Consider the following 24,926-nt stretch of genomic DNA (forward strand, 5'->3'; position numbering starts at 1 on the left):
TCGGGGCCCTAGGAAAGGGGAGTCGGGCGGCCGGGCTGCTCGCCGCCGCGCTCCTTGACGTACGTCTCGGTCGGCACCATCACCTTGCGGCGGAAGACGCAGACGACCGTGCCGTCCTGCTTGTACCCCTTGGTCTCGACGTGCACGATGCCGCGGTCGTCCTTGGACTTGGACGGCCACTTGTCGAGGACGGTGGTCTCGCCGTAGAGGGTGTCGCCGTGGAAGGTCGGCGCGACGTGCCGCAGCGACTCGATCTCCAGGTTGGCGATGGCCTTGCCGGAGACGTCCGGGACGGACATGCCCAGCAGCAGCGAGTAGACGTAGTTGCCCACCACGACGTTCCTGCCGAAGTCCGTCGTCCGCTCGGCGTAGTTGGTGTCCAGGTGGAGCGGGTGGTGGTTCATGGTGAGCAGGCAGAAGAGGTGGTCGTCGTACTCGGTGACGGTCTTGCCGGGCCAGTGCTTGTAGACCGCGCCGACCTCGAACTCCTCGTAGGTGCGTCCGAACTGCATCGCGTCGGGCCTCAGCTTTCCGGGATCTCGAACTTGGTGGTGCGCTCCAGGCCGGCGGCCCGGCCCTTGCCGGCGATGACCAGGGCCATCTTGCGGCTGGCCTCGTCGATCATCTCGTCGCCGAGCATCGCGGAGCCCTTGGCGCCGCCCGCCTCGGAGGTGCACCAGTCGTAGGCGTCGAGGATCAGCTCGGCGTGGTCGTAGTCCTCCTGGGAGGGCGAGAAGATCTCGTTCGCGGCGCCGACCTGGTCGGGGTGGAGCACCCACTTGCCGTCGAAGCCGAGGGCGGCGGCGCGCCGGGCGACCTCGCGGTAGCCCTCCTGGTTGCGGATCTGCAGGTACGGGCCGTCGATGGCCTGGAGGTCGTTGGCGCGGGCGGCCATCAGGATGCGCATCAGGATGTAGTGGTAGGCGTCGGCCGGGTAGCCGGCCGGCTGCTCGCCGACCACCAGGGACTTCATGTTGATGGAGGCCATGAAGTCGGCGGGGCCGAAGATGATGGTCTCCAGCCGGGGCGAGGCCTCGGCGATGGCGTCGACGTTGACCAGGCCCTTGGCGTTCTCGATCTGCGCCTCGATGCCGATCCGGCCGACCTCGAAGCCCATGGTCTTCTCGATCTGGGTGAGCAGCAGGTCGAGCGCCTTGACCTGTTCGGCGTCCTGGACCTTGGGCAGCATGATGCAGTCGAGGTTGGGGCCGGCGCCCTCGACGACGGTGATCACGTCGCGGTAGGTCCAGTGGGTGGTCCAGTCGTTGACCCGGACGACGCGGGTCTTGCCGCCCCAGTCGCCGTTGTTGAGCGCGTCGACGATGTGGTGGCGGGCGCTCTCCTTGACGAGGGGGGCGCAGGCGTCCTCCAGGTCGAGGAAGACCTGGTCGGCGGGGAGGCCCTGGGCCTTCTCCAGGAAGCGCGGGTTGCTGCCGGGCACGGCGAGGCAGGAGCGGCGCGGGCGCAGACGGTTGACGGTTGACATGAGGGTGGGTCGGTTCCTTCCCAGTGGTCAGCTGGTGGGCGCGGGTGCGGGCGTCCAGGGCTGGAGCTTGTTGGCGAGCCGGATCTCGTCCACGATCCGGCCGATGATGGTGGTGATGCCGAAGTCCTTCGGGGTGAACACGGCGGCGACGCCGGCGGCCTTGAGGGCCTCGCCGTCCGCTGCCGGGATGATGCCACCCACGATCACCGGGACATCCTGCACCCCGGCCCGGTGCAGCCGGCGCAGGACGTCGGGCACCAGCTCGCAGTGGGCGCCGGAGAGGATCGACAGGCCCACGCAGTGCACGTCCTCCGCGACGGCGGCGGAGACGATCTGCTCGGGGGTCAGCCGGATGCCCTGGTAGACCACCTCGAACCCGGCGTCGCGGGCCCGGACGGCGATCTGCTCGGCGCCGTTGGAGTGCCCGTCCAGGCCGGGCTTGCCGACCAGCAGGCGCAGCTTGCCGGAGCCCAGCTCCTCGGCGGTGGCGGCGACGGCGGCGCGCACCGCGGCCAGTTCCCCGCCGGGTTCGGCGGCCACCGCGACCGGGGCGCCGCCGACGCCGGTGGGCGCGCGGTACTCGCCGAAGACCTCGCGCAGGGCGAAGGCCCACTCGCCGGTGGTGACGCCGGCCCGGGCGCAGGCGAGCGTGGCCGGCACCAGGTTGGCGTCGGTGGCCGCGGTGGACTTGAGCTCGGCCAGCGCGGTCTGGACGGCGGCCTCGTCGCGCTGGCCGCGCCAGGCCTCCAGGGCGGCGAGCACGGACTGCTCGGAGGCCGGGTCGACGACCATGATGGCGGTGTCGAGGTCGGCCGTGAGCGGGCTCTCCTCGGTGGTGTCGAAGCAGTTGACGCCGACGATCTTGTCCTCGCCGGACTCGATCCGGGCCCGCCGGGCGGCGTGCGAGGAGACCAGGTTGGACTTCAGGTAGCCGGACTCGACGGCGGGAATGACCCCGCCCATCGCCAGCACCTTGGCGATCTCCGCCTCGGCGCCGGCCAGCAGGTCGGCGGTCTTGGCCTCGATCACCTCGGAGCCGTTGAAGAGGTCGCCGTACTCCAGCAGGTCCGACTCGTAGGCCAGCACCTGCTGGATCCGCAGCGACCACTGCTGGTCCCAGGGCCGGGGCAGGCCCAGCGCCTCGTTCCAGGCGGGCAGTTGGACGGCGCGGGCGCGGGCGTCCTTGGAGAGGGTGACGGCCAGCATCTCCAGGACGATCCGCTGGACGTTGTTCTCCGGCTGGGCCTCGGTCAGGCCGAGCGAGTTGACCTGGACGCCGTAGCGGAAGCGGCGCTGCTTCGGGTCCTGGACGCCGTAGCGCTCCAGCGTGACCTTCTCCCACAGCTGGGCGAAGGCGCGCATCTTGCACATCTCCTCGACGAAGCGCACGCCGGCGTTGACGAAGAAGGAGATCCGGGCGACCACCTCGCCCATCCGCTCGGCCGGCACCTGGCCGGAGTCGCGGACGGCGTCGAGCACCGAGATGGCGGTGCACATCGCGTAGGCGATCTCCTGGACGGGCGTGGCCCCGGCCTCCTGCAGGTGGTAGCTGCAGATGTTGATCGGGTTCCACTTGGGGATGCGGCCGACGGTGTAGGCGATCATGTCGGTGATCAGGCGCACCGAGGGGCCGGGCGGGAAGACGTGCGTCCCGCGCGAGAGGTACTCCTTGACGATGTCGTTCTGGGTGGTGCCGGTGAGCTTGGCGATGTCGGCGCCCTGCTCCTCGGCGACCACCTGGTAGAGCGCCAGCAGCCACATCGCGGTGGCGTTGATCGTCATGGAGGTGTTGGTCTGTTCGAGCGGGATGCCGTCGAACAGGGTGCGCATGTCGCCGACGTGGCCGACCGGGACGCCGACCCGGCCCACCTCGCCGCGGGCGAGGAGGTGGTCGGAGTCGTAGCCGGTCTGGGTCGGCAGGTCGAAGGCGACGGAGAGGCCCGTCTGGCCCTTCGCCAGGTTCCGCCGGTAGAGCGCGTTGGAGTCGCTCGCGGTGGAGTGCCCGGCGTAGGTGCGCATCAGCCAGGGGCGGTCGCGCTTGTGCTGGTCGGTCATGGGATCGGCCTCAGACGTTCCGGAAGCGGTTGATCGCCGGGAGGTGCTGCTCGCGCAGCGCGTGGTCGCGCACGCCCAGGCCCTCCTCCGGCGCCAGGCAGAGCACGCCGACCTTGCCCTGGTGCTTGTTGTGGTGCACGTCGAGGGCGGCCTGGCCGGTCTCCTCCAGGGAGTAGACCTTGGACAGGGTCGGGTGGATCTTGCCCTTGGCGATCAGGCGGTTGGCCTCGAAGGCCTCGCGGTAGTTGGCGAAGTGCGAGCCGACGATGCGCTTGAGCGACATCCACAGGTAGCGGTTGTCGTACTGGTGCATGAAGCCGGAGGTGGAGGCGCAGGTGACGATGGTGCCGCCCTTGCGGGTGACGTACACCGAGGCGCCGAAGGTCTCCCGGCCCGGGTGCTCGAAGACGATGTCGACGTCCTCGCCGCCGGTGAACTCGCGGATCCTCGCACCCAGGCGCTTCCACTCGCGCGGGTCCTGGGTGTGCTCGTCCTTCCAGAACCGGTAGCCCTCGGCGGAGCGGTCGATGATCGCCTCGGCGCCCATGGCGCGGCAGATCTCGGCCTTCTGGTCGTTGGAGACCACACAGATCGGGGTGGCGCCGCCGGCCAGCGCGTACTGGGTGGCGTACGAGCCGAGTCCGCCGCTGGCGCCCCAGATCAGCACGTTGTCGCCCTGCTTCATGCCGGCGCCGTTGCGCGAGACCAGCTGGCGGTACGCGGTGGAGTTGACCAGGCCGGGGGAGGCGGCCTCCTCCCAGGTGAGGTGCTTGGGCTTGGGCAGCAGCTGGTTGGTCTTCACCAGGGCGATCTGGGCCAGCCCGCCGAAGTTGGTCTCGAAGCCCCAGATGCGCTGCTCCGGGTCCATCATCGTGTCGTTGTGGCCGTCCGGGGACTCCAGCTCGACGGAGAGGCAGTGCGCGACGACCTCGTCGCCGGGCTTCCAGGCGTTGACGCCGGCGCCGGTGCGCAGCACCACGCCCGCGAGGTCGGAGCCGAGGACGTGGTACGGCAGGTCGTGGCGCTTGGTGAGCGGCGACAGCCGGCCGTAGCGCTCCAGGAAGGAGAAGGTGGAGACCGGCTCGAAGATCGAGCTCCAGACGGTGTTGTAGTTCACCGCGCTGGCCATGACGGCGACCAGGGCCTCGCCGGGGCCCAGTTCGGGCAGGGCGACCTCGTCGAGGTGAAGGGACTTGCGGGGGTCCTTGTCGCGGCTGTCGAGGCCCGCGAACAGCTGCTCCTCGTCCTTGTGGAGCGTCACCGCTCGGTAGGACTCGGGAAGCTTGACGGCGGCGAAGTCCTCCGACGTGGCGTCGTTGCTGAGGATCGCGTCGAGGATTTCCTGCATGGCTGCCTCCGAAGGCGTACCTGTGTGAGGGCACAGGGCGTCTGGGGTAGCCGGGAGCGGACACCGGCTTCGCTGAGGTGGGTGGTGGGTGGTCGGGCTGGGCGCCCGGGGTGGACCGGGCCGAACGCGCACTGCTCCCGGGGTGTGGGAACGCCGGACGACGGCGCGCCGAGGTGGGGAGCCGCGGCGCCGCGACTGGTGAGTAACAAGGTAGTGGCACCCTGTGCCACACGTAAAGACACCGGGTGTCACGAATTCCGGCGCGCTGGAGCGGCCCTCGGGCGCGCTGCGGGGGATGCCGAAAGGGCCCGCGTCGACTGTTCGACGCGGGCCCTCGATATCGCTCTGACCTGGCCAGATGGTGGGCTCAGGACTCCCTGGCGCCACTCAGTGCGGCCCGGATGCTGTCCACCACCACGTCCAGCGGAGCATCCGTCCGGGCGACTGTGATGAGCACCTCACCTCCAGGACTGGCACTCAGTGCGCTCTCGGCCAGCACGTCACCGGGAGCCCCATTGGCACCCGGTGCCACCAGGGAGCCGCGGCGTCTGGCACCCGGCGTGCTGGCGGCCCAGAAGGTCCGCCGGATCACCTCGAAGGAGTGGTCCAGCTGCGCCTCCACGTCCCCGCGCCCGCCGGCCCGCAGCCAGCGCCGCAGCACGTGGTTGTGCGCCGCGACGACCGCCGCCGCCGACACCTCGGCCAGCATCGAGTCGTCCTCGCCGCCGCGCTGCCAGCCCGACGGGATGGACTCCCCGGTGTCGAAGCGGCCCAGCAGGTACCGGGTGAACAGCCGCTCGTACCGGGCCACCACGGCGATCTCCCGCTCGCGCAGCGCCGGGACCTGACGGATCAGCTGGTACCGCGCGACCGACACCCCGGGGGTCGAGGCGTACATCCGCAGCACCTCCTTGATGCCGCGGCAGACCACGTCCAGCGGGTGCTCCTCCGGCTCGGCGCTGGCCAGCAGGTCGGCCACCCGGACGAGGGTGTCGTCGTGGTCGGGGAAGATCGCCTCCTCCTTCGACCGGAAGTACCGGAAGAAGGTCCGCCGGGCCACCCCGGCGGCGGCCGCGATCTGGTCGACCGTGGTCTCCTCGTAGCCCTGCGAGGAGAACAGCTCCATCGCGGCCGTGGCCAGGTCCTGACGCATCTGCTGGCGCTGCGCCGCCGCCCGGCGGCTGCCCGGCCCCCCTTCCGGCCCGGTGCCCCCGGTCGAGGAGGCCGTCCGGTCGGCGCCGCGCGGTCCGGCGGAGTGCTGCGGGGTGGCTGACTGAACCCGATCCATGTCCGGAACGCTACACGGCCCCGGCGGTTCGGCCGCGGCCCTTCCCCGACGGACCGGTGCGACCGGGCCGGTGACGGCCGGTCTGGGCCAGCGCGCGGACACCGTCCCCGGGCTCCAGCCCGGTCTGACCGGGCCCGACCCGGCCGCGGACGGCCCGGCCCCGGGCGGCGCCGCCTCGCGCGCGGCGGCGCCCCCGGCGGCTGGCGTGGTCACCGGCGCGCGTGGTCGCGGAAGCCGCGGCCGGTCTTGCGGCCCAGGCAGCCGGCGGCGACCAGGTGCTCCAGCAGCGGCGCGGCCGCCAGTCCCGGCTCGCGGAACTCCTGGTGCAGCACCTGCTCGATGGTCAGCGAGACGTCCAGGCCGACCACGTCCAGCAGCTCGAACGGGCCCATCGGGTAGCCGCAGCCCAGCTTCATCGCGGTGTCGATGTCGTCCACCGTCGCGTAGTGCTCCTGGAGCATCCGCACCGCGTCGTTCAGGTAGGGGAAGAGCAGCGCGTTGACGATGAAGCCGGCCCGGTCGCCGCACTCCACCGGGTGCTTGCGGACCTCGGCGGTCAGCTCCAGCACGGTCGCGGTGACGTCCGGCGCGGTCAGCACGGTGGAGACCACCTCGACCAGCTTCATGGCCGGCGCCGGGTTGAAGAAGTGCATGCCGATCACGTCCTGCGGCCGCGAGGTGGCGGTCGCGCAGCTGATCACCGGCAGCGAGGAGGTGGTGGTGGCGAGCACCGCGCCCGGCCTGACGATCTTGTCCAGGGTGGCGAACAGCTCGCGCTTGACCGCCAGGTCCTCGGCCACCGCCTCGATCACCAGGTCCACGTCGGCCAGTTCGGCGTACTGGCCGACCGGGGTGACCAGCGCCAGCGCGGCGTCCCGCGCCTGCGCGCTCAGCCGGCCCCGGTCGACCGCGCGCGCCAGCGACTTCGCCAGCTGCGCCTTGGCCCGGTCGGCCTTCTCCTGGCTGCGGGCGGCCAGCAGCACCGGGCGGCCGGCCTTGGCGAAGACCTCGGCGATGCCGGTCGCCATGGTGCCCGAGCCGCAGACGCCGACCGTGCGGACCTCCCGTCCCGCCACCGCGGCCCGCGCCGGGCCGGCCGCCGCGTCCACGGCCCTGGACGAGCCGGGCGCCTCGTAGGTGTAGAAGCCGCGGCCGGACTTGCGGCCCAGCAGCCCGGCCGCGACCAGCTGGCCGAGGATCGGGGCGGGCGCGTGCAGGCGGTCCCGGGACTGTTCGTACATCGCCTCCAGGACGGTCCGCGCGGTGTCCACGCCGATCAGGTCGAGCAGCGCCAGCGGGCCCATCGGCAGGCCGCAGCCGAGCCGCATCGCGGCGTCGATGTCCTCCCGGGAGGCGTACTTGGACTCGTACATCGCGGCGGCCTGGTTCAGGTACGCGAACAGCAGGCCGTTGACCACGAAGCCGGCCCGGTCGCCGGCCGCCACCGGCTCCTTGCCGAGGTCCCGGGCGAACGCGGCGGCGTCCTCGGCGACCTGCGGGGAGGTCAGCACCGTGCGGACCACCTCGACCAGCTTCATGCTGTGCACCGGGTTGAAGAAGTGCAGGCCCAGCACCCGCTCCGGGCGGGCGGTCGCGGCGGCGATCCGGGTCACCGAGAGCGCGGTGGTGCCGGTGGCCAGCACCGTCTCCGGCGGGCAGATCCGGTCCAGCTCGGCGAAGAGCTCCCGCTTCAGCTCCAGCCGCTCGGGCACCTCCTCGATCACCAGCCCGGCCCCGGCGGCGGCCGACAGCTCGTGGCCGACCGAGATCAGCGCCAGCAGCGCGGTGCGCTCCCCGGCGGTGATCCGCTCCCGGTCGACCGCGTGCGCGGTCGCCTCCTCGATCCGGGCCAGTGCCCGGGCGGCCGAGTCCTCGGTGGCCTCGATGCCGATCACCCGGCGGCCGCTCCTGGCGACGGCCACCGCGACACCGGCACCCATCGTGCCGAGGCCGACGACGGCGACCGTGGAAAAGGGACGCTCCATCTGTCCTGACTCCTAGTCCTGAAGGGCCCGCGCGACGCCCCGGCGGCAGGGCCGCCGCGCCCGCGCGTGCGACGGGGGCGGCCGCCGCCGGGGGAGGGTCCGCGCGCGGGGCTGGGGAGATGACGGGTTCCGGCACACCGCCGCGGCGGCCGGTCCGCTCCGGCCGAACTGAGGGGTGTGCCGTGGTGCTCAGGCGCTCAAGGGTGAAAGGAAGCGGCTCTGATACGAGGAAGGAGACCCGGCCCGCCGCGGTTCGCGGCGCCGGCCGGTGAATGACGCACCGCGCGCCCGCCGTGGACACGGCGGCCGCAGGCCCCCGCCGGTGCGGCTCCCGTAGCCCGGCGGTGGTGCGTCCGGCCACTGTAGCGAAGCTACCCGCGAGTAGGAAGGGGTGCGGGCGTCACAAAAGGCATCCGGGCGGCGGGGCGGGGCCCGGCGGCGGCCCGAACGGGTGAACGGGCGGACGGGCGTCCACGGGGACCACCCGATAGGGGAGTTACCCGGCCGCGACGGGCGGGGCAGCATGGGGGCATGACCCTCGGAACCGCCGCCGGCCCCGCCGCGTCCGCCACCGGCTCCACCGGCCCGGCCGGAGGCCTCGGCGGGCACCACGCCGCCGTCACGCTGCCCCCGTGCGCCGCCCGCGTCGAACAGGCCGAGGCCGCGGTCCACCGGCTGCGCACCGCCGCCGTCGACGCGGTGGCCGTCACCTGGGTGGACAACGCGGGCATCACCCGGGTCAAGGCCGTCCCGCTGGGCGCCCTGGTGCACGCCGCGCAGTGGGGCGTCGGCGCCGCGCCCTGCTTCGACGTCTTCCTCGCCGACGACGGCATCACCACCAGCCCGAGCACCGGCGGCCCCACCGGGGACCTGCGGCTCTACCCCGACCTCGACCGGGTCGTCCCGCTGGCCGCCCAGCCCGGCTGGGCCTGGGCCCCGGGGGACCGGCACACCCAGGACGGCACCCCGCACCCCGGCTGCCAGCGGCTGTTCGCCCGCCGGATGGAGGCCGCCGCCGCCGAGCGCGGGCTGACCCTGCGGGCCGGCATCGAGGTCGAGTGGGTGGTCGCCCTCGCCGGCGGCCCGCAGGACGAGCCGCAGTACCCGACGCACGGCCCCGCGTACGGGATGCACCGGCTCACCGACCTCACCGACTACCTGCGGGACGTCCTGCGCGCCCTCGGCGAGCAGGGGCTGAGCGTCCTGCAGATCCACCCCGAGTACGCCCCGGGCCAGTTCGAGGTCTCGGTGGCCCCCGAGGGCCCGGTCGGTGCGGCCGACACCTCCGTCCTGGTCCGGCACACCGTGCGGGCCGTCTCCGCCCGGCACGGCCTGCGGGTCTCCTTCGCCCCCGTGGTCGAGCCCGGCACGGTCGGCAACGGCGGGCACCTGCACCTGAGCCTCTGGCGGGACGGCCACAACCTCGGCAACGGCGGCCCCGGCCCGCACGGCCTGACCGCCGAGGCCGAGGGCTTCCTCGCCGGGGTGCTCGGCGCGCTGCCCGAACTCCTGGTGCTGGGCTGCTCCAGCCCGGCCGGCTACCTGCGGCTGGTGCCCTCGCACTGGGCCGGCGCCTACCAGTGCTGGGGCCTGGAGAACCGCGAGGCCGCGCTGCGCCTGGTGACGGGCTCCACGGGGGAGCGGGCCGCCGCCGCCAACGCCGAGGTCAAGTGCTTCGACGCCAGCGCCAATCCGTACCTGGCGGTCGGTGCGGTGCTCGCCGCCGGTCTCGCCGGTCTCGACCAACACCTCTCGCTGCCACCGGAGTTCACCGGGGACCCGGCCGCCGCCGAGCCCGGCGCGGTGCCCCGGCTGCCGACCGGCCCGGCGGAGGCGCTGGCCGCGTACGAGCGATCGGCGGTGCTGCGCGAGGCGCTCGGCGGGCCGCTGTACGAGGCGGTGCTGGCGGTGCGCCGGGCGGAGGGCGAGCAGTACGCCGTCGCCACCCCCGAGCAGCTGGTCGCCGCCACCCGCTGGCGGTACTGACCGGTGCCCGCCGGGGCCCTGGCGGTGCCCGCGCTGGTCGACCACCACTGCCACAGCGTGGTGGCGGCCGACCTCGCCGACGACGCCCTGGCCGGGCTGCTCACCGAGTCCGACCGGCCGCCCGCGCCCGGCTGTTCGCCCTTCGACAGCGCGCTCGGCCTGGCCGTCCGGCGCTGGTGCCCGCCCGTCCTCGGCCTGCCCGCGCACGCCCCGGCCGCCGACTACCTGGCCCGGCGGCGCGAGCTGGGCGGCGCCGAGGCCACCCGCCGGCTGCTGGCCGCCGCCGGGCTGGACACCTGCCTGGTGGACACCGGGCTGACCACCGCCGCGGGCCTTCCGCTGCTGTCGCTCGGCGAACTGGCCGCGGCCGCCGGGGCGGTGGTGCACGAGGTGGTCCGGCTGGAGTCGGTGGCCGAGGCGGTGGCGGGCCCGGCCGAGTCCTGGCCGCGGGCCGTCGGGGAGGCGCTGGCGGCGGCCGCCGCAGGTGCGGTCGCGGTCAAGTCGGTGCTCGCCTACCGGCACGGCCTGGCCGCCCCCGCCGAACGGCCCGCGCGGGCGGCCGTGGTGGCCGCGGCCGGCGCCTGGCTGCGCGGCGGGCGGGGCCGCCTGGCCGATCCGGTGCTGCTGCACCACCTGCTCTGGACGGCCGTGGACGTCTGTGCCGGGCTGGGCCTGCCGCTCCAACTCCACACCGGCTTCGGCGATCCCGACCTCACCCTGCACCGGGCCGATCCGTCGCTGCTGACCGGTTTCGTGCGCGCCGCCGAGCCGAGCGGCGTCCCGCTGGTGCTGCTGCACTGCTACCCGTACCACCGCCAGGCCGGGTGGCTGGCCCAGGCCTTCCCGACGGTGTACATCGACCTCGGGCTGACCGCCTCCTACACCGGCCCGCGGGTGGCCGAAGTGCTGGGCGAGATGCTGGAACTGGCGCCGTTCGGCAAGCTGTTGTTCTCCACCGACGCGTACGGGCTGCCCGAGTTGTACCTGGTGGGCGCCGCCCAGTTCCGGTACGGACTGGGGGCGGTGCTGGCCGACTGGCAGGCGGGTGGCGCCTGTTCGGCGGCGGACGCGCAGCGGCTGGCCCGGCTGGTCGCCGCCGACAACGCCCGTGCGCTGTACTCACTGCCCGGCGCACCGTAGCACGTCGGCGAACCGTCACTTTTTAACACTCTTCAACTCTGTTGACGTGTTGGGCCTCCGGACTCCTCGGTTCCGATGTTGGCCAACATGTGACGATTAGATGACTACCTCTTGCGCTTATCAGCGAATATTCATTAGCGTCCCGATCATTCCAGGCGCACCTGCCACACCGCAGCTGCCGCATGACGACTCGGGAGGGCCAACCCCTATGAGAGTTCCTCGGATCAGCCGGACCCGGTTCGCGGCCGTGGGCCTCGTGCTCGCCACCGCCGGCGCCCTCGCGCTCCCGGCCGGCACCGCCGTCGCAGCCCCCTCGGCGGGCTCGACGACCGGTCCGCTGCTCAGCTACGTCGTCAACACCAAGGCCAACCACGGCCAGGTGCAGAAGGTCGAGAAGGCGATCACCGCCCTCGGCGGCTCGGTGGTGTACTCGTACGAGCAGATCGGCGTCGTCATCGCCCGCTCGGACGACACCGCGTTCGCGCAGAAGCTGCGTCAGGCCAAGGGCGTCGACTCCGTCGGTGCCAGCCGTACCAAGGGCATCACCGCCGCCGACCAGGCCAAGGCCGAGGTCGCCGCCGAGCCCGCCGGCGCGCCCGCCGCCGGTCAGGAGCCGTACGAGGCCAACCAGTGGGACATGCGCCAGATCGGTGTCGACAAGGCGCACAAGCTCTCGCTCGGCAGCCGCAACGTCACCGTCGGCGTGCTGGACTCCGGCATCGACGCGACGCACGAGGACCTGGCCGCCAACGTGGACGCCTCGCAGTCGGTCTCCTGCATCGACGGCGGCAAGCCGAACACCGACTGGAAGTCCTGGCAGCCCACCACCAGCGACCACGGCACCCACGTGGCCGGCACGATCGGCGCCGCCAAGAACGGCAAGGGCGTCGTCGGCATCGCCCCGAACGTGAAGCTGGCCGCGGTCAAGGTCGTCGACGACGGCGGGTTCATCTACCCCGAGTACGCGATCTGCGGCTTCGTGTGGGCCGGTGAGCACCAGTTCAAGGTGACCAACAACAGCTACTACGTCGACCCGTGGATGTTCAACTGCCCGAACGACAAGGACCAGGCCGCGATCAGCGCCGCCGTCCGCAAGGCGGTCTCGTTCTCGCAGCGCAAGGGCGTCCTCAACGTCGCCGCGGCGGGCAACGAGAACATCGACCTGGCGCACAAGACCGTTGACGTCGCCAGCCCGGACGACACCACCAAGGTGACCCGCCCGGTCACCAACGACTGCCTGTCGCTGCCGACCGAGCTGCCCGGCGTCATCGCCGTCTCCTCGGTGGGCGTCAAGGGCGACAAGGCGTACTACTCCAGCTACGGCAAGGGCGTCGTGACCGTCGCCGCGCCGGGTGGCGACGCCCGCTACCAGATCCCGGACACCCCGGACAAGAACGGCCGGATCCTCTCCACGATCCCGGGCAACAAGTACGGCTACATGCAGGGCACCTCGATGGCCACCCCGCACGTCGTCGGCGTGGTCGCGCTGCTCGCCAGCACCTTCCCGTGGGCCAACCCGGACGAGCTGACCGAGCTGCTCACCAACCAGGCGGAGTCGCACCCCTGCCCGACCGGCGAGTACAACCCGGGCGGCACCGGCGCGTACAAGGCCACCTGCGAGGGCGGCGCGGACGACAACGGCTTCTACGGCGCGGGCATCATCAACGCCGAGAAGGCGGTCCAGTGGTGGCGCTGACGCGCTGACCACGGCGACACCTGAACACTGAGCCGGGGAGCGGGCCCACCAGGGTCCGCTCCCCGGTCGTTTCCCGGCCGCGGTGCCCGGGCCCCGCCCGGCTGACCGCTCCGGGCGGGCCCCGCCCCGCTCATTCGACGTGCTGGTCCCAGACGGTCTCCACCGACGGCTTGCCGTGCAGGTCCGGGACCTCCTGGAGCCAGGCGGGCCGGCCGGCCCGGGTCCGGGCCTCCCGGCGGCGGTCGGCCTCGCGCAGCTGCTCGGGGGTGGCGAAGCCCTCCGGGAGCCACTGCGCGGAGAGCACCACCCGGGCGGCCAGGTGGGTCACGTAGGCGTGCCGGACGGCGGCCACCGAGTCGAAGCCGGGCTCGTCGGCCAGCCACTCGTCCGGGACGAGCGCCAGCACCTCCTCCAGCAGGCCGACGGTGACCAGCGGGCCGAGCTCCTCGTCGGCCAGCCGGACGTCCGGGGCCGAGCCGCCCAGCGCGTGCGCGCTGAGGTCGTAGCGCTTGCCGACCGCCGCCTCGGCGGTGGCCCAGCGGTGGTGGAAGATCAGCGCGGCGCCGTTGTCGATCAGCCAGAGCCGTCCGTGCCAGACCACCAGGTTGGGGTTGTGCACGGTGCGGTCGACGTTGCCGGTGAGGGCGTCCAGCCAGACCACCCGCCCGGCCTCGGCGGAGTCCACCGGGATCATGCCCGGCCGGTAGTCCCGCGCGCCGGGCAGCAGGTCCATCCCGAGGTTGAGGCCGCCGCTGGCCTTGAGCATGTCCTGGATCTCGGCGTCGGGCTCGTCCGCGGCGACGGCCGGATCGAAGTCCACCAGCCGCAGCTCGGGGACGCGCAGGCCGAGCCGCCGGGCCAGCTCGCCGACGATCACCTCCGCCACCAGCGCCTTGCGGCCCTGCGCGGCGCCGGTGAACTTGACCACGTAGGTTCCCAGGTCGTCGGTCTCCACCACGCCGGGGACGGAGCCGCCGGACCGCAGCGGGTCGACGTAGCGCACTGCTGTCACCAGATCGAGCACACCGGCCACCCTATCCCGCCGCCCCGCGACCGCGGCGGGCCGTCCGGTCGGCCTCCGCCCCCGGCGCTGTGATTGGCTTGCCGGTGACAATCGGAAGACCACCGGACGAGGAGAGCAAGGCCATGGGACAGGTGCAGGCCACCACCGAGCGGGACTACGACGCCGCCCCCGAGCGGGTGTACGAGGCGCTGGCCGACTACCAGGTGACCCGCCCGAAGCTGCTGCCCCCGCAGTACAGCGAGTACGAGGTCCGGGTCGGCGGCACCGGCGCGGGCACCCAGGTGCACTGGAAGCTCCAGGCCACCGAGAAGCGCGTGCGGGACTGCCTGTTCACCGTCTCGGCGCCCTCGCCCGACCAGCTGGTGGAGAAGGACGCCAACTCCAGCATGGTGATCACCTGGACGGTCTCGGCGGCCGGCGAGGGCCGGTCGAAGGTCACCGTCTCGGCCACCTGGCAGGGCGCGAGCGGCATCGGCGGCTTCTTCGAGCGCACCTTCGCCCCGAAGGGCCTGAACCGGATCCACGACCAGGTGCTGGCCAACCTGGCCGCCGAGGTCCGCTGACTCCGCGGAGTTCACCGGGTTCACCGAGTTCACGGGGCCGTCTTTCCCACGGGAATTCGCCCGGGAATTCGAGCGGCCCGCCCACCCGTACGAGCGGAAAGCCGTACGGGTGGACGGCCCGCCACCTCCGGGTGACGAGGGCCGCCCGGCGCGGGGGAGCCACCCTAGGCTCGCCGCCGTGCATATGACGATCCTTCACATTTCACAGCCCGTGGACGGCGGAGTCGCCCGCGTCGTCGCCGATCTGGTCCGGGGGCAGCGCGAGGCCGGCCACCGGGTGCTGGTCGCCTGCCCGGGCGGCGGCCGGCTGGCCGAGGAGGCCGCCGCCGTGGGCGCGCTGGTCCATGACTGGCCCGCCGGGCGCTCGCCGGGCCCGGGCACCGCCGCCGAGGCGTGGCGGCTGCGCCGGATCGTCCGGGCGGCCGCGCCCGACGTGGTCCACCTGCACAGCGCCAAGGCCGGACTGGCCGGCCGGCTGGCGGTGCGCGGCGCGGTGCCGACCGTCTTCCAGCCGCACGCCTGGTCCTTCGCCGCCGTCGAGGGCCCGCTGGCCACCGCCACCCTGCACTGGGAGCGCTTCGCCAGCCGCTGGGCGCACCGGCTGCTCTGCGTCAGCGTCCAGGAGCGGGCCGACGGCGTCGCCGCCGGGGTGAGCGCGGACTGGGCGGTGGTGCCCAACGGCGTGGACGTGCGCCACTACGCACCCGCCGACCGCCGGGCGGCCCGGATCGCGCTGGGCCTGGACCTGGACGCCCCGCTCGCGGTCTGCGTCGGCCGGCTGTGCCGCCAGAAGGGCCAGGACGTGCTGCTGTCGGCCTGGCCGGAGGTGCTGCGGGCGGTGCCGCAGGCCCGGCTGGCGCTGGTCGGCGGCGGCCCCGAGGAGAACCGGTTGGCGGATCTGGTCCGGGAGTCGGCCGAGCCGTCCCGGGTCCGGCTGGTCGGGGACGTGCCGGACCCGAGGCCGTGGCTGGCGGCGGCCGACCTGGTGGTGCTGCCCTCGCGCTGGGAGGGCATGGCGCTGGCCCCGCTGGAGGCGATGGCGGTGGCCCGTCCGGTGCTGCTGACCGACGTGCCGGGCGCCCGGGAGTGCCTGCCCCAGGCCGAGCGGGGGCGGGCGGTGGTGCCGCCCGAGGACGTGACCGCGCTCGCCACCCGAATGGCGGAAGCGCTGTCCGATTCGATCGAGTGTGAGCGGCGCGGGGCGAGGCTGCGCGATCACGTGGTCGCCCGGCACGACGTCCGCACGGTGGTCGAACAGGTGGACGCGCTGTACCGCCATCTGCTGGGTGCCGGTCCGGCGGCCGGGCGGCGCCGGGCCCGTGTCCCAGAGCGGATCTGATCGTTTCACATGCCGTGAATGCCCGCCGATCCGGCGCCGTCGTATTCGCACCCTCAACCGGATAGGGACGAGGCGTCAAATCCGAAATACCTATTAATGGGCGGCTGGAATGAAACGGCAAGTCAACTTCCAGTCTGCGCAGCCAGGTTATGTATTGTCGGATTTCGCCTGCTTCGTTTCGATTTCACGCCGGGAATTCGCGACTGAGCCCTTCATGGTCGCGCCCCGCGCGGCCGGGCCCGGTGCGAGAGGACCGAAAGCCGCCAGCGGCAGCAGGTGCTGTCAGGACCGCGCCCACCGGGCCGGGACGGCGGCTCCGCGCCATCCGGTGTCGGGGCGCCGTCACCCCGGGCACACAGCAGGGGAGTTCGTGCGCTGATGACTATTGACCACGACAGCGTGCCGCGATCCGGTCGGTCCCTGTCCGGTCCGCGGCGGCCCGGCACCGGGCTGCTCGACCGCCCGGCCGGATCCGCCCAGACCCGGACGGTGCCGCCGCCCCGCCGGCACCGCGGGGCGGTCCGGTCCCGGCTCGCCCTGCCGCTCGCGCTCGTCCAGGTCGACGCGATCGCGCTGTGCACCGCCACCGGCCTCGCCAACCGGGCCGTCGACCCGGCCGTCCCGCTCGCGCCGCTGCTCGGTGCCGCCGCCGTCCTGCCCCTGCTGCTCGTGCTCAACCTGGTCGGCGGCCTCTACCGCACCCGGCTCACCCTCTCCGTCCTGGACGAACTGCCCGCGCTGGCCGTCCGGGCCGTCGTCGCCACCGCCTTCGCCGTCACCCTGGCCGGCTGCCTGGACGGCCGCTGGCCCGACTGCGGCCCGGCCACCCCGGCCCGGCTCACCGTCCTGCTCGGCGTCCAACTGCTGATCGCCGCCGTCGGCCGCGCCGTGCTCTACCACCTGGTCCGGCGGATCCGCCGCAGCCGCCCCAACCCCGTCCTGGTGCTCGGCGCCGGCCGGCTCGGCCGCCGGGTCGCCGCCGCCCTCAGCGAGCGCGGCGAGTACGGGATGCGCCCGGTCGGCTTCCTCGACGCCGACCCGCCGCTGCTCGCCGGCGACACCGACCTGCCCGTCCTCGGCGGCCGCGAGGTGCTGGAGCGCGAGGTCCGCCGGCACCGGATCCACCACGTGGTCGCCACCGCCGGCGCCGCCGACGAGGCCGAGACCGCCGCCGCCCTGCGCGACGCCGCCCGGCTCGGCTGCCAGGTCTGGCTGGTGCCCGCGCTGCGCGAACACGGCTCGCTGCCCGCCGGCCCGCTGGCCGGAGCCGACCACCTGTGGGGCTTCCCCTGCCTGCGGGTCGGCAGCCCGGCGATGCGCCGCCCCGGCTGGGCCGCCAAGCGCGCCCTGGACGTCGTCGCCGCCGGCCTCGGCCTGCTGCTGCTCGCCCCCGTCCTGGTGCTCTGCGCGCTGGCCGTCCGCTTCGACACCGGCCCCGGCGTGCTCTTCCGCCAGCAGCGCACCGGGCTCGACGGCAAGGTCTTCACCGTCCTCAAGTTCCGCACCCTGCGCCCGAGCAACGAACACGAGTCGGCGACCCGCTGGAACATCTCCCAGGACCACCGGATGGGCGCCGTCGGCCGGCTGCTGCGCCGCAGCTCGCTGGACGAGCTGCCGCAGCTGTGGAACGTGCTGTGCGGCGACATGAGCCTGGTCGGCCCGCGCCCGGAGCGCCCCTACTTCGTCATGCGGTTCGGCCAGGCCTACCCCGAGTACGCCGACCGCCACCGCGTCCCGGTCGGCCTGACCGGCCTCGCCCAGGTCAACGGCCTGCGCGGGGACACCTCGATCGAGGACCGGGCCCGGTTCGACAACCGCTACATCGAGAGCTGGAGCCTCTGGCAGGACGTCAAGATCCTGTGCCGCACCGCGGTCCTGATGCTCCACCCGGACGGGAGCTGACCCGCGTGGCCCTGACCCTTCCCGCCGTCCCGCGGCTCGCGTTACGCAAGGCGCTGCCCGCGCTCGCGGACCGGCCCAGCCTGCTCGCCGCGGCGACCGTCCTGCTGGTCTGCGTGCCCACCGGCGAGAAGGACGTCGCGGCTGCCGTCCACGTCACCGCCGCCGACGTGGCCTCGCTGGCCCTGGTCGCCCTCACCGTGCTCAACCTGCTGCGCGGGCGGCTGCCCGCCGTCAGCCGCGCCACCTGCGTGCTGTTCGGCGGCATCGTGGTCGCCGCCGCCGTCGCCACCGTCGGCTCGATCGACCCGGCCACCAGCCTCACCGGCTTCGTCCGGCTCACCCAGGTGTTCGTCCTGGTGCCGGCCGGGGTGCTCTGCTCGCTGCGCGACCGCGTCGACCAGCGGCTGGTCCTCGGCTCCTTCGTGCTCGCCGCGCTGGTCCAGGGCGTGGTCGGCGCGCACCAGTACCTCACCCGGACCGGCGCCTCCTACACCGGCCAGCCGATCCGGGCCGTCGGCACCTTCGGCGCCCTCGACATCATGGCGATGTCCACGGTCGTCAGTTACGGCCTGCTCGCCGCCCTCGCCCTGGCGCTCGCCGAGCGCCGCCCCGGCGGAGACGTCCGGCTGCGCCGCGCCATGTTCGCCACCGCCGCCTTCCTGGCCTTCCCGCTCGCCGTCTCGTTCAGCCGCGGCAGCTGGATCGCCACCGCCGCCGCGGCCACCGTCCTGCTGCTGCGGGCCGACGCCCGGCTCGCCGTCCGCGGCGCCGTCCTCGGCCTGGCCACCGCGGTCGTCCTGGTCGGCGGCCTCGGCCTCGGCGCCTCCGGCGTCACCGAGCGGCTCAGCTCGATCGGCTCCGTCTCCGCCGCCCCCGACCAGTCCGTCTCCGACCGCTACGACCTGTGGTCCACCGCCGGGCGGATCTGGCAGGACCACCCCGTCCACGGCGCCGGCCCCAAGGCCTTCCAGCAACTGCGCGACAGCCACGCCCCGCTGCGGCTCTCCTCCGGCAGCGACGCCGCCGACCCCACCATCGGCTTCCAGCGCGAACCGCTGCTCTCCCCGCACAACATGTACTTCCTGGTGCTCAGCGAGCAGGGCCTGATCGGCATCGTCGCCTACGCCGCGCTCTTCCTCGGTCTGCTGCTCGGCTGCCTGCGCCACTCCCGCGGCCCGGCGCTCGCCGCCCTGGCCCTGCTCACCTGGGTGCTGGTCGACTTCCTGTACGCGGACATCGGCGGCACCACCACCGTGCTGACCTCCGTCGTCCTCGGCCTCGCGGCCCGGGCCTGCGTCGCGGAGGCCGACCCGCGATGACCACCGACCAGCCGGCCCTCGCCTCCGCCGTGCCCGCGCCGCGCGGCGCCGCCGCCGACGGCCCGCCGTCCGGGCCCGGCCCGGCCCCCCGGCGCGGCTTCCTTGCCAAGGCCTTCGGCATCACCGCCGTCCTCAGCGCCGCCGGCTCCGGCCTGGGCCTGCTGCGCGACCTCCTGCTGGCCCGCTACTTCGGCGCCAACCAGGGCACCGACGCCTTCCTGGTCGCCTGGACCGTCCCGGAGACGGCCGCGCCGCTGCTGATCGAGGACGCCATGTCCTTCCTCATGGTGCCCGCCTTCGCGCTCGCCCTGGTGCTGCGCGAGGAGGACCCGGACGCCCCCGACCCGGTCCGCCAACTGGTCCGCGCCACCCTGCCCTGGCTGCTGCTCGCGCTCAGCGGGCTCGCGCTGGCCGCCGCCCTCGGCGCCCCGCAGCTGGTCGAGCTGCTCGCCCCCGGCCTGGCCAACCCCGGCCTCGCCGTCACCTGCACCCGGATCACCGCGATCACCGTGCTGCCGTTCGGCGTGGTCGGCTACCTCGCCGCCGCGCTGCGCGCCCACCACTGCTTCACCGCGCCGGCCGGCATCTACGTCGCCTACAACGTCGGCATCCTCGCCGTGCTGCTCGGCTGCCAGTCCTTCCTGGGCGTGCGCTCCGCCGCCCTCGGCGTCGCCCTCGGCAGCCTGCTGATGGCCGGCCTGCTGGTCGCCCCGTTCCTGCGCCGGCTGCGCCAGGGCGCGGGCCCGGGATCGCCCCCCGGCGCGGGCCGCGTCCGCCGTTCCCGCCAGGCGCTGGTGCTGATGCCGTTCGCCCTGCTGCCGGTGGCCGCGTTCACCCTGACCCGCCAGTCGCAGGTCTTCGTCGAGCGCTACCTCGGCTCGGCGCTGCCGGCCGGCACCATCTCGCACCTCAACTACGCCGCCAAGGTCTCCCAACTGGCCATGACGGCCGGCATCCTGATCTGCACCGTCACCTTCCCGCTGGTCGCCCGGGCGCTGGCGGCCGGGGACCTCGCCGCCGCCCGGGACCGGGTCGAGAAGGACCTCGGCCAGGCCGCGGCGGTCGTCCTGGGCGGCACCGCCTTCCTGATGGCCTGCGCCCCCTCGGTGGTCTCGCTGCTCTTCCAGCGCGGCGCCTTCGGCCCGCAGGACACCGCCGCCACCGCCGCCGTCATCCGGGTCTACAGCTTCGGCCTGCCCGCCCAGGCGCTGATCGGCGTGATGATCCGCCCGTACTTCTCGCTGCGCCCGGTGGTCCGCCGGGCCGACGATCCGGGCACCGAGGACGGCGGCCGCCGGCTGCTGGACTGGTTCCCGGTCGCCGCGATGCTGCTCGGCCTCGGCGTCACCGTCGTGGTCAGCCTGCTCGCCACCCCCCGCTTCGGTGCCCTCGGGCTCGCCGCCGGGAACGCGGCCGGCATCACCGCCACCGCCGCGCTGCTGCTGCACGGCCTGGTGCTGCGCGGCATCCCGCTGCGGCTGCGCCGGGTGCTCGGCGGCCACGCCCGGCTGGTGGCCGCCGCCGGCGGCGCCACCGCCCTCGGCGCCGCCGTCGCCGGGCTGGCCACCGGCCCCCTGCTCTCCACCCTCCTCGGGGGCCTCACCGTGGCGCTGGCCTTCGCCGTCCTCGGCACCGGCCTCGGCGCGCGTGAGGTGCGCGGTCCGGTCCTCGCCGTGGCCCGGGCCCTGAACCCGCCAACCGTCGCCGATGAAGGGAAGCTTCCCCATGGACAATGAACGGGGAACCGTCCGTTCGGCCCAGGCGGGCGTCCGCCGCCAGGCCGTACCGGCCGCAGCCGCACCACGCGGCGACCTCCCGTGCACCGACCCCGCCGGGCCGCAGGCGCAACTGCCCAGGAGCCGCCGCCCGCTCGGCGAACCGTCGGGCCCCGGTTCCTCCTCGCCGTGGATCCTGATGTACCACTCGGTGGCGGTCGAGAAGGAGGACCCGTACCAGCTGACCGTCAGCCCCGAGCGGTTCGCCGAGCAGGTCGCCTGGCTGCACCGGCGCGGGTGGCGCGGCGTCTCCGTGGGCGAGCTGATGCGGGCCCGGGCCGCCGGCCGGGACGACGGACTGGTCGGGCTGAGCTTCGACGACGGCTACGCGGACTTCGCGCGCCACGCCGTGCCGATCCTCCAGGCGTACGGCTTCACCGCCACCGCGTACGTGGTCGCCGACCTGCTCGGCCGGGACAACGGCTGGGACGTCGAGGGGCCGCGCAAGCAGCTGCTCACCGTCCAGGAGGTCACCGAACTCGCCGCCGCCGGCTGGGAGATCGGCTCGCACGGCCTCGGCCACCAGGCGCTGCCCGGCCTGCCGGCCGACGTCCTGGCGGTGCAGACCCGGGAGAGCCGGCGCCTCCTGGAGGAGGTGGTCGGCGGCCCGGTCACCGGCTTCTGCTACCCGTACGGCGCCGTGGACCTGCCCGCCACCGAGGCCGTGCGCGACGCCGGCTACGACTACGCCTGCGCCATCGCGCACTCCCCGCTCACCGGCCGCTTCGCACTGCCCCGCTGCTACGTCGGCGACCGCGACGGCGCCTGGCGGCTGCGCGCCAAACGCGGCCGGCAGCGGCTGCGCGACGCCGTCACCGAGCTGCGCCGAAGCCCCCTGGTCGCCCGGCGGGGGGCCCGGCCGTGAGGGTCCTGCACATCGTCACCGGCCTCGCCTCGGGCGGCGCCGAGCGCCAACTCCACCTGCTGCTGAGGCACTTGCCCGCACACCAGCAGTGCGAGGTGGTCGCACTGACCAGCCCCGGCACGGTCGCCGCCGCGCTGCGCGCCGACGGGGTGACCGTCCACCACCTCGGCATGCGCGGCAACCGCGACCTGGGCGCGCTGCCCCGGCTCGTCCGACTGGTCCGCTCCGGCCGCTACGACCTGGTGCACACCCACCTGTACCGGGCGCAGCTGTACGGCCGGCTGGCGGCCCGGCTCGCCGGGGTCCGCGCGGTGGTCTCCACCGAGCACTCGCTGCACGCCGGGGTGATCGAGGGCCGCCCGGTCACCCGCGGCGTCAAGGGCCTCTACCTGGCGGCCGAGCGGCTCGGCAGCACCACCGTCGCGGTCTCCCGGCAGGTCGCCCAGACGCTGCACTCCTGGGGCGTCCCACCGACCCGGGTCGAGCTGATCCCCAACGGCATCGACACCGCCCGCTACCGCCGCCCGGCCGCCGACCGGACCGCCACCCGCCGCCGGTTGCGGGCCGAACTCGGCCTGCCGGAGGGGAGCTGGGTGGTCGGCGGAGTCGGCCGGCTGGTCCCCGGCAAGCGCTTCGAGGTGCTGCTGGAGGCCCTCGCCGTACTCGACCCGGCCGCCCGGCTGGTGCTGGTCGGCGCGGGCCCGGAACGCGCCGCGCTGGAGCACCGGGCCGCCGAACTCGGCGTCCGGGAACGGCTGGTGCTCACCGGCGAGCGCGACGACGTGCCCGACCTGCTGACCGCCCTGGACGTGCTGGCCGCCCCCTCCACCGCGGAGACCTTCGGCCTCGGCATCCTGGAGGGCCTGGCGGCCGGCCTGCCGGTGCGGCACAGCGCCTGCCCGGCGCTCGACGAACTGCCGCCCAGCGCCGCCCCGCAGGCCCGCCGGATCCCGTCCGAGGGCGCCGCGTACGCCGCCGCGCTGCGCGACCTGCGGCACCTGAACGACCACAACTCCGACCCGCTGCCGCACCCCCCGGCGGTCGGCCACTACGACATCGCCCGGGTCGCCGCAGACCTGGGCGCCCTCTACGACCGGCTGGCCCGCGCTTGACGGCCCGCCGCCGGAACCGCCGTCACATACCCAAGGAGTCACACCCATGACCACACCGCGCCGAAGGGCCCGCCACCTGGTCCGCCGCTGGTGGCCGGTGGCGCTCGCGGTGCCGCTGGGCGCCGCGGCCGGCGCCGGGTACGCCGTCGTCTCGCACCCCTCGTACGCCGCCAGCGCCTACGTCCTCGTGGTGCCGCAGAACCCGGGGGAGGCCGCCACCGCGACCAACTTCGCCCAGGCGTACGGGCGGCTGGCGGGCCAGCCGCAGGTGCTCGCGGTGGCGGCCGCCGAGACCGGCCACACCCGCGCCGAGCTGGAGTCCCTGGTGCACGGGACCACCTCCCCGGACGCCCCGATGATCGAGATCACCGGCACCGGGAGGCACCCCCAGGAGGCGGCCCAGACCGCCGACGCGGTGGCCCGCTCCCTGGTCTCCTTCGCCAACACCAGCAGCAGGGACACCAGCGTCCGGCTGGTGACGCTGGCCCCGGCCGCCGAGCCGGACCGGCCGACCACCCCGTCCGCCACGCTGGACGTCGCGGTCGGCGGCGCGGCCGGGCTGCTGGTGGGGGCCCTGGTGATGATGACCCGCCGCCGGGGCGAGGCCGCCCTGCCGGAGGGCGCCGAACCCGCCGAGACCGCCGGGGCCCCGGTCGAGCCGACGACGCCGGCCACCCCCCGCCCGCGCGGCGAGGAGCCGCCCGCCGCAGACCGGGTGGAGGAGACCGGCCAGGTGGAGGAGACCGAGGAGGCCGAGAAGGCGGAAGGGGAGCCCGGGAAGACCGAGGCCGATGGGAAGACCGAGGCCGAGAAGAAGAGCGCCGAGGAGCCCCCGGCCAAGGAGAAGGCCGCGGCCGGGAGCGGGCGATGAGCACTGAGACCCGGCACGCCGGCCTCCCTGCCCAGCCGGCAGCGCCGGGCTGGACCACCGAGCTGCGCCGCGAGGACGACGCCCTGGACACCCTCGCCGAGGAGTGGGACGACCTGGCCGCCCGCTGCCGGACCGCCACCTTCTTCCAGGCCGCCGACTGGCAGCGCTCCTGGTGGCGCCACTACGGCAGCCCGGGCGGCCTGCTGGTGCTGCTCGTCCGCCGGGACGGCCTGCTGGTCGGCGCGGGTGCCTTCAGACGCCGCGGCGGCCCGCTCGGCGGGCTGACCGCCCTGGGCGCCGGGCTGGTCGACTACTCCGACGTGCTGCTCGACGACGACTGCGCCGACCGGGCCGCCGCCGAGTTCGCCGCCGCCCTCCCGCTCACCCGCCCGTGGCACTCCCTGGAACTGCGCGAGGTGCACCCCGAGGCGGCGGTGCAGCGGGTGTACGAGCACTGGCACGGCCGGCGCCGCCGCTACCAGGACTCGCTCTGCCAGTACCTGCCGGCCGTCCCGATGGACCGGCTGCTCAAGCGGGTGCCCGGCAAGACCGCGCAGCGCAGCCGGGTGAAGCTGCGCAAGATCGCCGAGGCCGGGGTGCAGGTCAGCTCGACGCCGGCGGCCGAGGTGCCGGCGGCGCTGGAGGGCCTGCTGCGGCTGCACTTCCTGCAGTGGCAGGACCGCGGCGTCACCCCGGAGCACCGCACCGACCGCTTCGCCCGGCACCTGACCGAGTCCACCGTCGGCCTGGTCGCCACCGGCAGGGCGGCCGTCCACCAGTTCCGGCTGAACGGCGAACTGGTCGCGGTGAACCTGCTGCTGCTCTGCCCCTCCTTCGGCGGCCTGTACATGTACGGCGCGCACCCGGTGCTGCGCGAGCGGCTGGACATCGCCGGGCTGCTGTTCAGCGCCGCCCTGGACGAGACGGTCGGCGCGGGCGTCCCGCTGCTCGGCCTGCTGCGCGGCCAGGAGCCGTACAAGCAGCGCTGGCGGCCGGACCAGCTGTCCAACCAGCGCCTGCTGTTCGGTCCGCCCGGGCCGGCGCCGGCGGCCGTCGCCCGGTCCGGCGCGGTGCGCGTCCGCCAGCAGGCGGCGCACGTGCTGCGGACCCGCTTCCCGCGGCTCAAGGAGGCCCTGCTGGCCCGCCGCCGCAGCTGACCGCCCCCGCCCCCG

Annotated in this window: 19 protein-coding genes; 12 read left to right on the top strand and 7 right to left on the bottom strand. The window is 74.3% G+C overall.

The genetic code is table 11. The features are described from left to right. Window positions 1-8: 8 nt before the first annotated feature. From ACFVTF_RS32565 to ACFVTF_RS32590, 6 genes are all read right to left on the bottom strand, one after another. Window positions 9-512, bottom strand: a complete 504-nt coding sequence (locus tag ACFVTF_RS32565) for a MaoC family dehydratase (protein ID WP_371519416.1) — start codon at window positions 510-512, stop codon at window positions 9-11. Between the two features lie 11 nt (window positions 513-523). After that, a complete protein-coding gene (locus ACFVTF_RS32570; RefSeq protein ID WP_371519419.1) occupies window positions 524-1,486 on the bottom strand; it encodes a CoA ester lyase in 963 nt (320 codons plus the stop codon). Window positions 1,487-1,513: 27 nt separating this feature from the next. After that, the gene (locus ACFVTF_RS32575) at window positions 1,514-3,541 is read right to left on the bottom strand and encodes a protein meaA (protein WP_371519421.1); all 2,028 of its coding nucleotides are present in this window, start codon (window positions 3,539-3,541) and stop codon (window positions 1,514-1,516) included. Between the two features lie 10 nt (window positions 3,542-3,551). Then, window positions 3,552-4,889 (bottom strand): crotonyl-CoA carboxylase/reductase, encoded by a 1,338-nt coding sequence (ccrA, locus tag ACFVTF_RS32580; protein WP_371519423.1) that lies wholly within the window; start codon window positions 4,887-4,889, stop codon window positions 3,552-3,554. Window positions 4,890-5,256: 367 nt separating this feature from the next. Then, a complete protein-coding gene (locus ACFVTF_RS32585; RefSeq protein ID WP_371519426.1) occupies window positions 5,257-6,177 on the bottom strand; it encodes a TetR family transcriptional regulator in 921 nt (306 codons plus the stop codon). 209 nt (window positions 6,178-6,386) lie between these two features. Then, window positions 6,387-8,162 (bottom strand): 3-hydroxyacyl-CoA dehydrogenase family protein, encoded by a 1,776-nt coding sequence (locus tag ACFVTF_RS32590; protein ID WP_387817741.1) that lies wholly within the window; start codon window positions 8,160-8,162, stop codon window positions 6,387-6,389. Window positions 8,163-8,693: 531 nt separating this feature from the next. Here ACFVTF_RS32590 and ACFVTF_RS32595 point away from each other — a divergent pair. The 3 genes from ACFVTF_RS32595 (at window position 8,694) to ACFVTF_RS32605 (ending at window position 12,984) form a co-directional block, all read left to right on the top strand. Beyond that, window positions 8,694-10,148 (top strand): glutamine synthetase, encoded by a 1,455-nt coding sequence (locus ACFVTF_RS32595; protein WP_387817742.1) that lies wholly within the window; start codon window positions 8,694-8,696, stop codon window positions 10,146-10,148. 3 nt (window positions 10,149-10,151) lie between these two features. Continuing rightward, window positions 10,152-11,288 carry an amidohydrolase family protein gene (locus ACFVTF_RS32600; RefSeq protein WP_387817743.1) on the top strand — a complete coding sequence of 379 codons (1,137 nt, stop codon included), beginning with the start codon at window positions 10,152-10,154 and terminating at the stop codon, window positions 11,286-11,288. A 208-nt stretch (window positions 11,289-11,496) separates the two neighbouring features. Beyond that, window positions 11,497-12,984 (top strand): S8 family serine peptidase, encoded by a 1,488-nt coding sequence (locus ACFVTF_RS32605; RefSeq protein WP_371519437.1) that lies wholly within the window; start codon window positions 11,497-11,499, stop codon window positions 12,982-12,984. 130 nt (window positions 12,985-13,114) lie between these two features. On the opposite strand, the gene ACFVTF_RS32610 is transcribed toward ACFVTF_RS32605, so the two are convergent. Next, window positions 13,115-14,008: a HipA family kinase gene (locus tag ACFVTF_RS32610; RefSeq protein ID WP_387817744.1), complete on the bottom strand. Its 894-nt coding sequence runs from the start codon at window positions 14,006-14,008 to the stop codon at window positions 13,115-13,117. Between the two features lie 122 nt (window positions 14,009-14,130). On the opposite strand from ACFVTF_RS32610, the gene ACFVTF_RS32615 reads away from it, so the two are divergent. The 9 genes from ACFVTF_RS32615 to ACFVTF_RS32655 all read left to right on the top strand — a co-directional run bounded on the left by ACFVTF_RS32615 (window position 14,131) and on the right by ACFVTF_RS32655 (window position 24,911). Further along, a complete protein-coding gene (locus ACFVTF_RS32615) occupies window positions 14,131-14,571 on the top strand; it encodes an SRPBCC family protein (RefSeq protein ID WP_063349600.1) in 441 nt (146 codons plus the stop codon). 184 nt (window positions 14,572-14,755) lie between these two features. After that, the gene (locus ACFVTF_RS32620) at window positions 14,756-15,910 is read left to right on the top strand and encodes a glycosyltransferase (protein WP_371519442.1); all 1,155 of its coding nucleotides are present in this window, start codon (window positions 14,756-14,758) and stop codon (window positions 15,908-15,910) included. Between the two features lie 378 nt (window positions 15,911-16,288). Continuing rightward, the gene (locus ACFVTF_RS32625) at window positions 16,289-17,812 is read left to right on the top strand and encodes a sugar transferase (RefSeq protein ID WP_371519444.1); all 1,524 of its coding nucleotides are present in this window, start codon (window positions 16,289-16,291) and stop codon (window positions 17,810-17,812) included. A 5-nt stretch (window positions 17,813-17,817) separates the two neighbouring features. Then, window positions 17,818-19,131: an O-antigen ligase family protein gene (locus tag ACFVTF_RS32630; RefSeq protein ID WP_371519447.1), complete on the top strand. Its 1,314-nt coding sequence runs from the start codon at window positions 17,818-17,820 to the stop codon at window positions 19,129-19,131. Further along, window positions 19,128-20,867, top strand: coding sequence for a lipid II flippase MurJ (locus ACFVTF_RS32635; protein WP_387817745.1), 1,740 nt, complete (start codon window positions 19,128-19,130; stop codon window positions 20,865-20,867). Before ACFVTF_RS32630 ends, ACFVTF_RS32635 begins: the two co-directional genes overlap by 4 nt. Then, complete coding sequence (locus ACFVTF_RS32640; RefSeq protein ID WP_387817746.1) at window positions 20,857-21,771, top strand: polysaccharide deacetylase family protein; 915 nt, start codon at window positions 20,857-20,859, stop codon at window positions 21,769-21,771. The genes ACFVTF_RS32635 and ACFVTF_RS32640 overlap by 11 nt, the downstream gene beginning before the upstream one ends. Beyond that, entirely contained in the window at window positions 21,768-22,883 is a 1,116-nt protein-coding gene (locus ACFVTF_RS32645; protein WP_387817747.1) for a glycosyltransferase, read from the top strand. The genes ACFVTF_RS32640 and ACFVTF_RS32645 overlap by 4 nt, the downstream gene beginning before the upstream one ends. A gap of 46 nt (window positions 22,884-22,929) precedes the next feature. Further along, window positions 22,930-23,754, top strand: coding sequence for a Wzz/FepE/Etk N-terminal domain-containing protein (locus ACFVTF_RS32650; RefSeq protein ID WP_387817748.1), 825 nt, complete (start codon window positions 22,930-22,932; stop codon window positions 23,752-23,754). After that, window positions 23,751-24,911, top strand: coding sequence for a GNAT family N-acetyltransferase (locus ACFVTF_RS32655; RefSeq protein WP_387817749.1), 1,161 nt, complete (start codon window positions 23,751-23,753; stop codon window positions 24,909-24,911). Before ACFVTF_RS32650 ends, ACFVTF_RS32655 begins: the two co-directional genes overlap by 4 nt. Window positions 24,912-24,926: the final 15 nt, after the last annotated feature.

It is taken from the genome of Kitasatospora sp. NPDC057940 (assembly GCF_042887425.1).
GTDB lineage: Bacteria > Actinomycetota > Actinomycetes > Streptomycetales > Streptomycetaceae > Kitasatospora.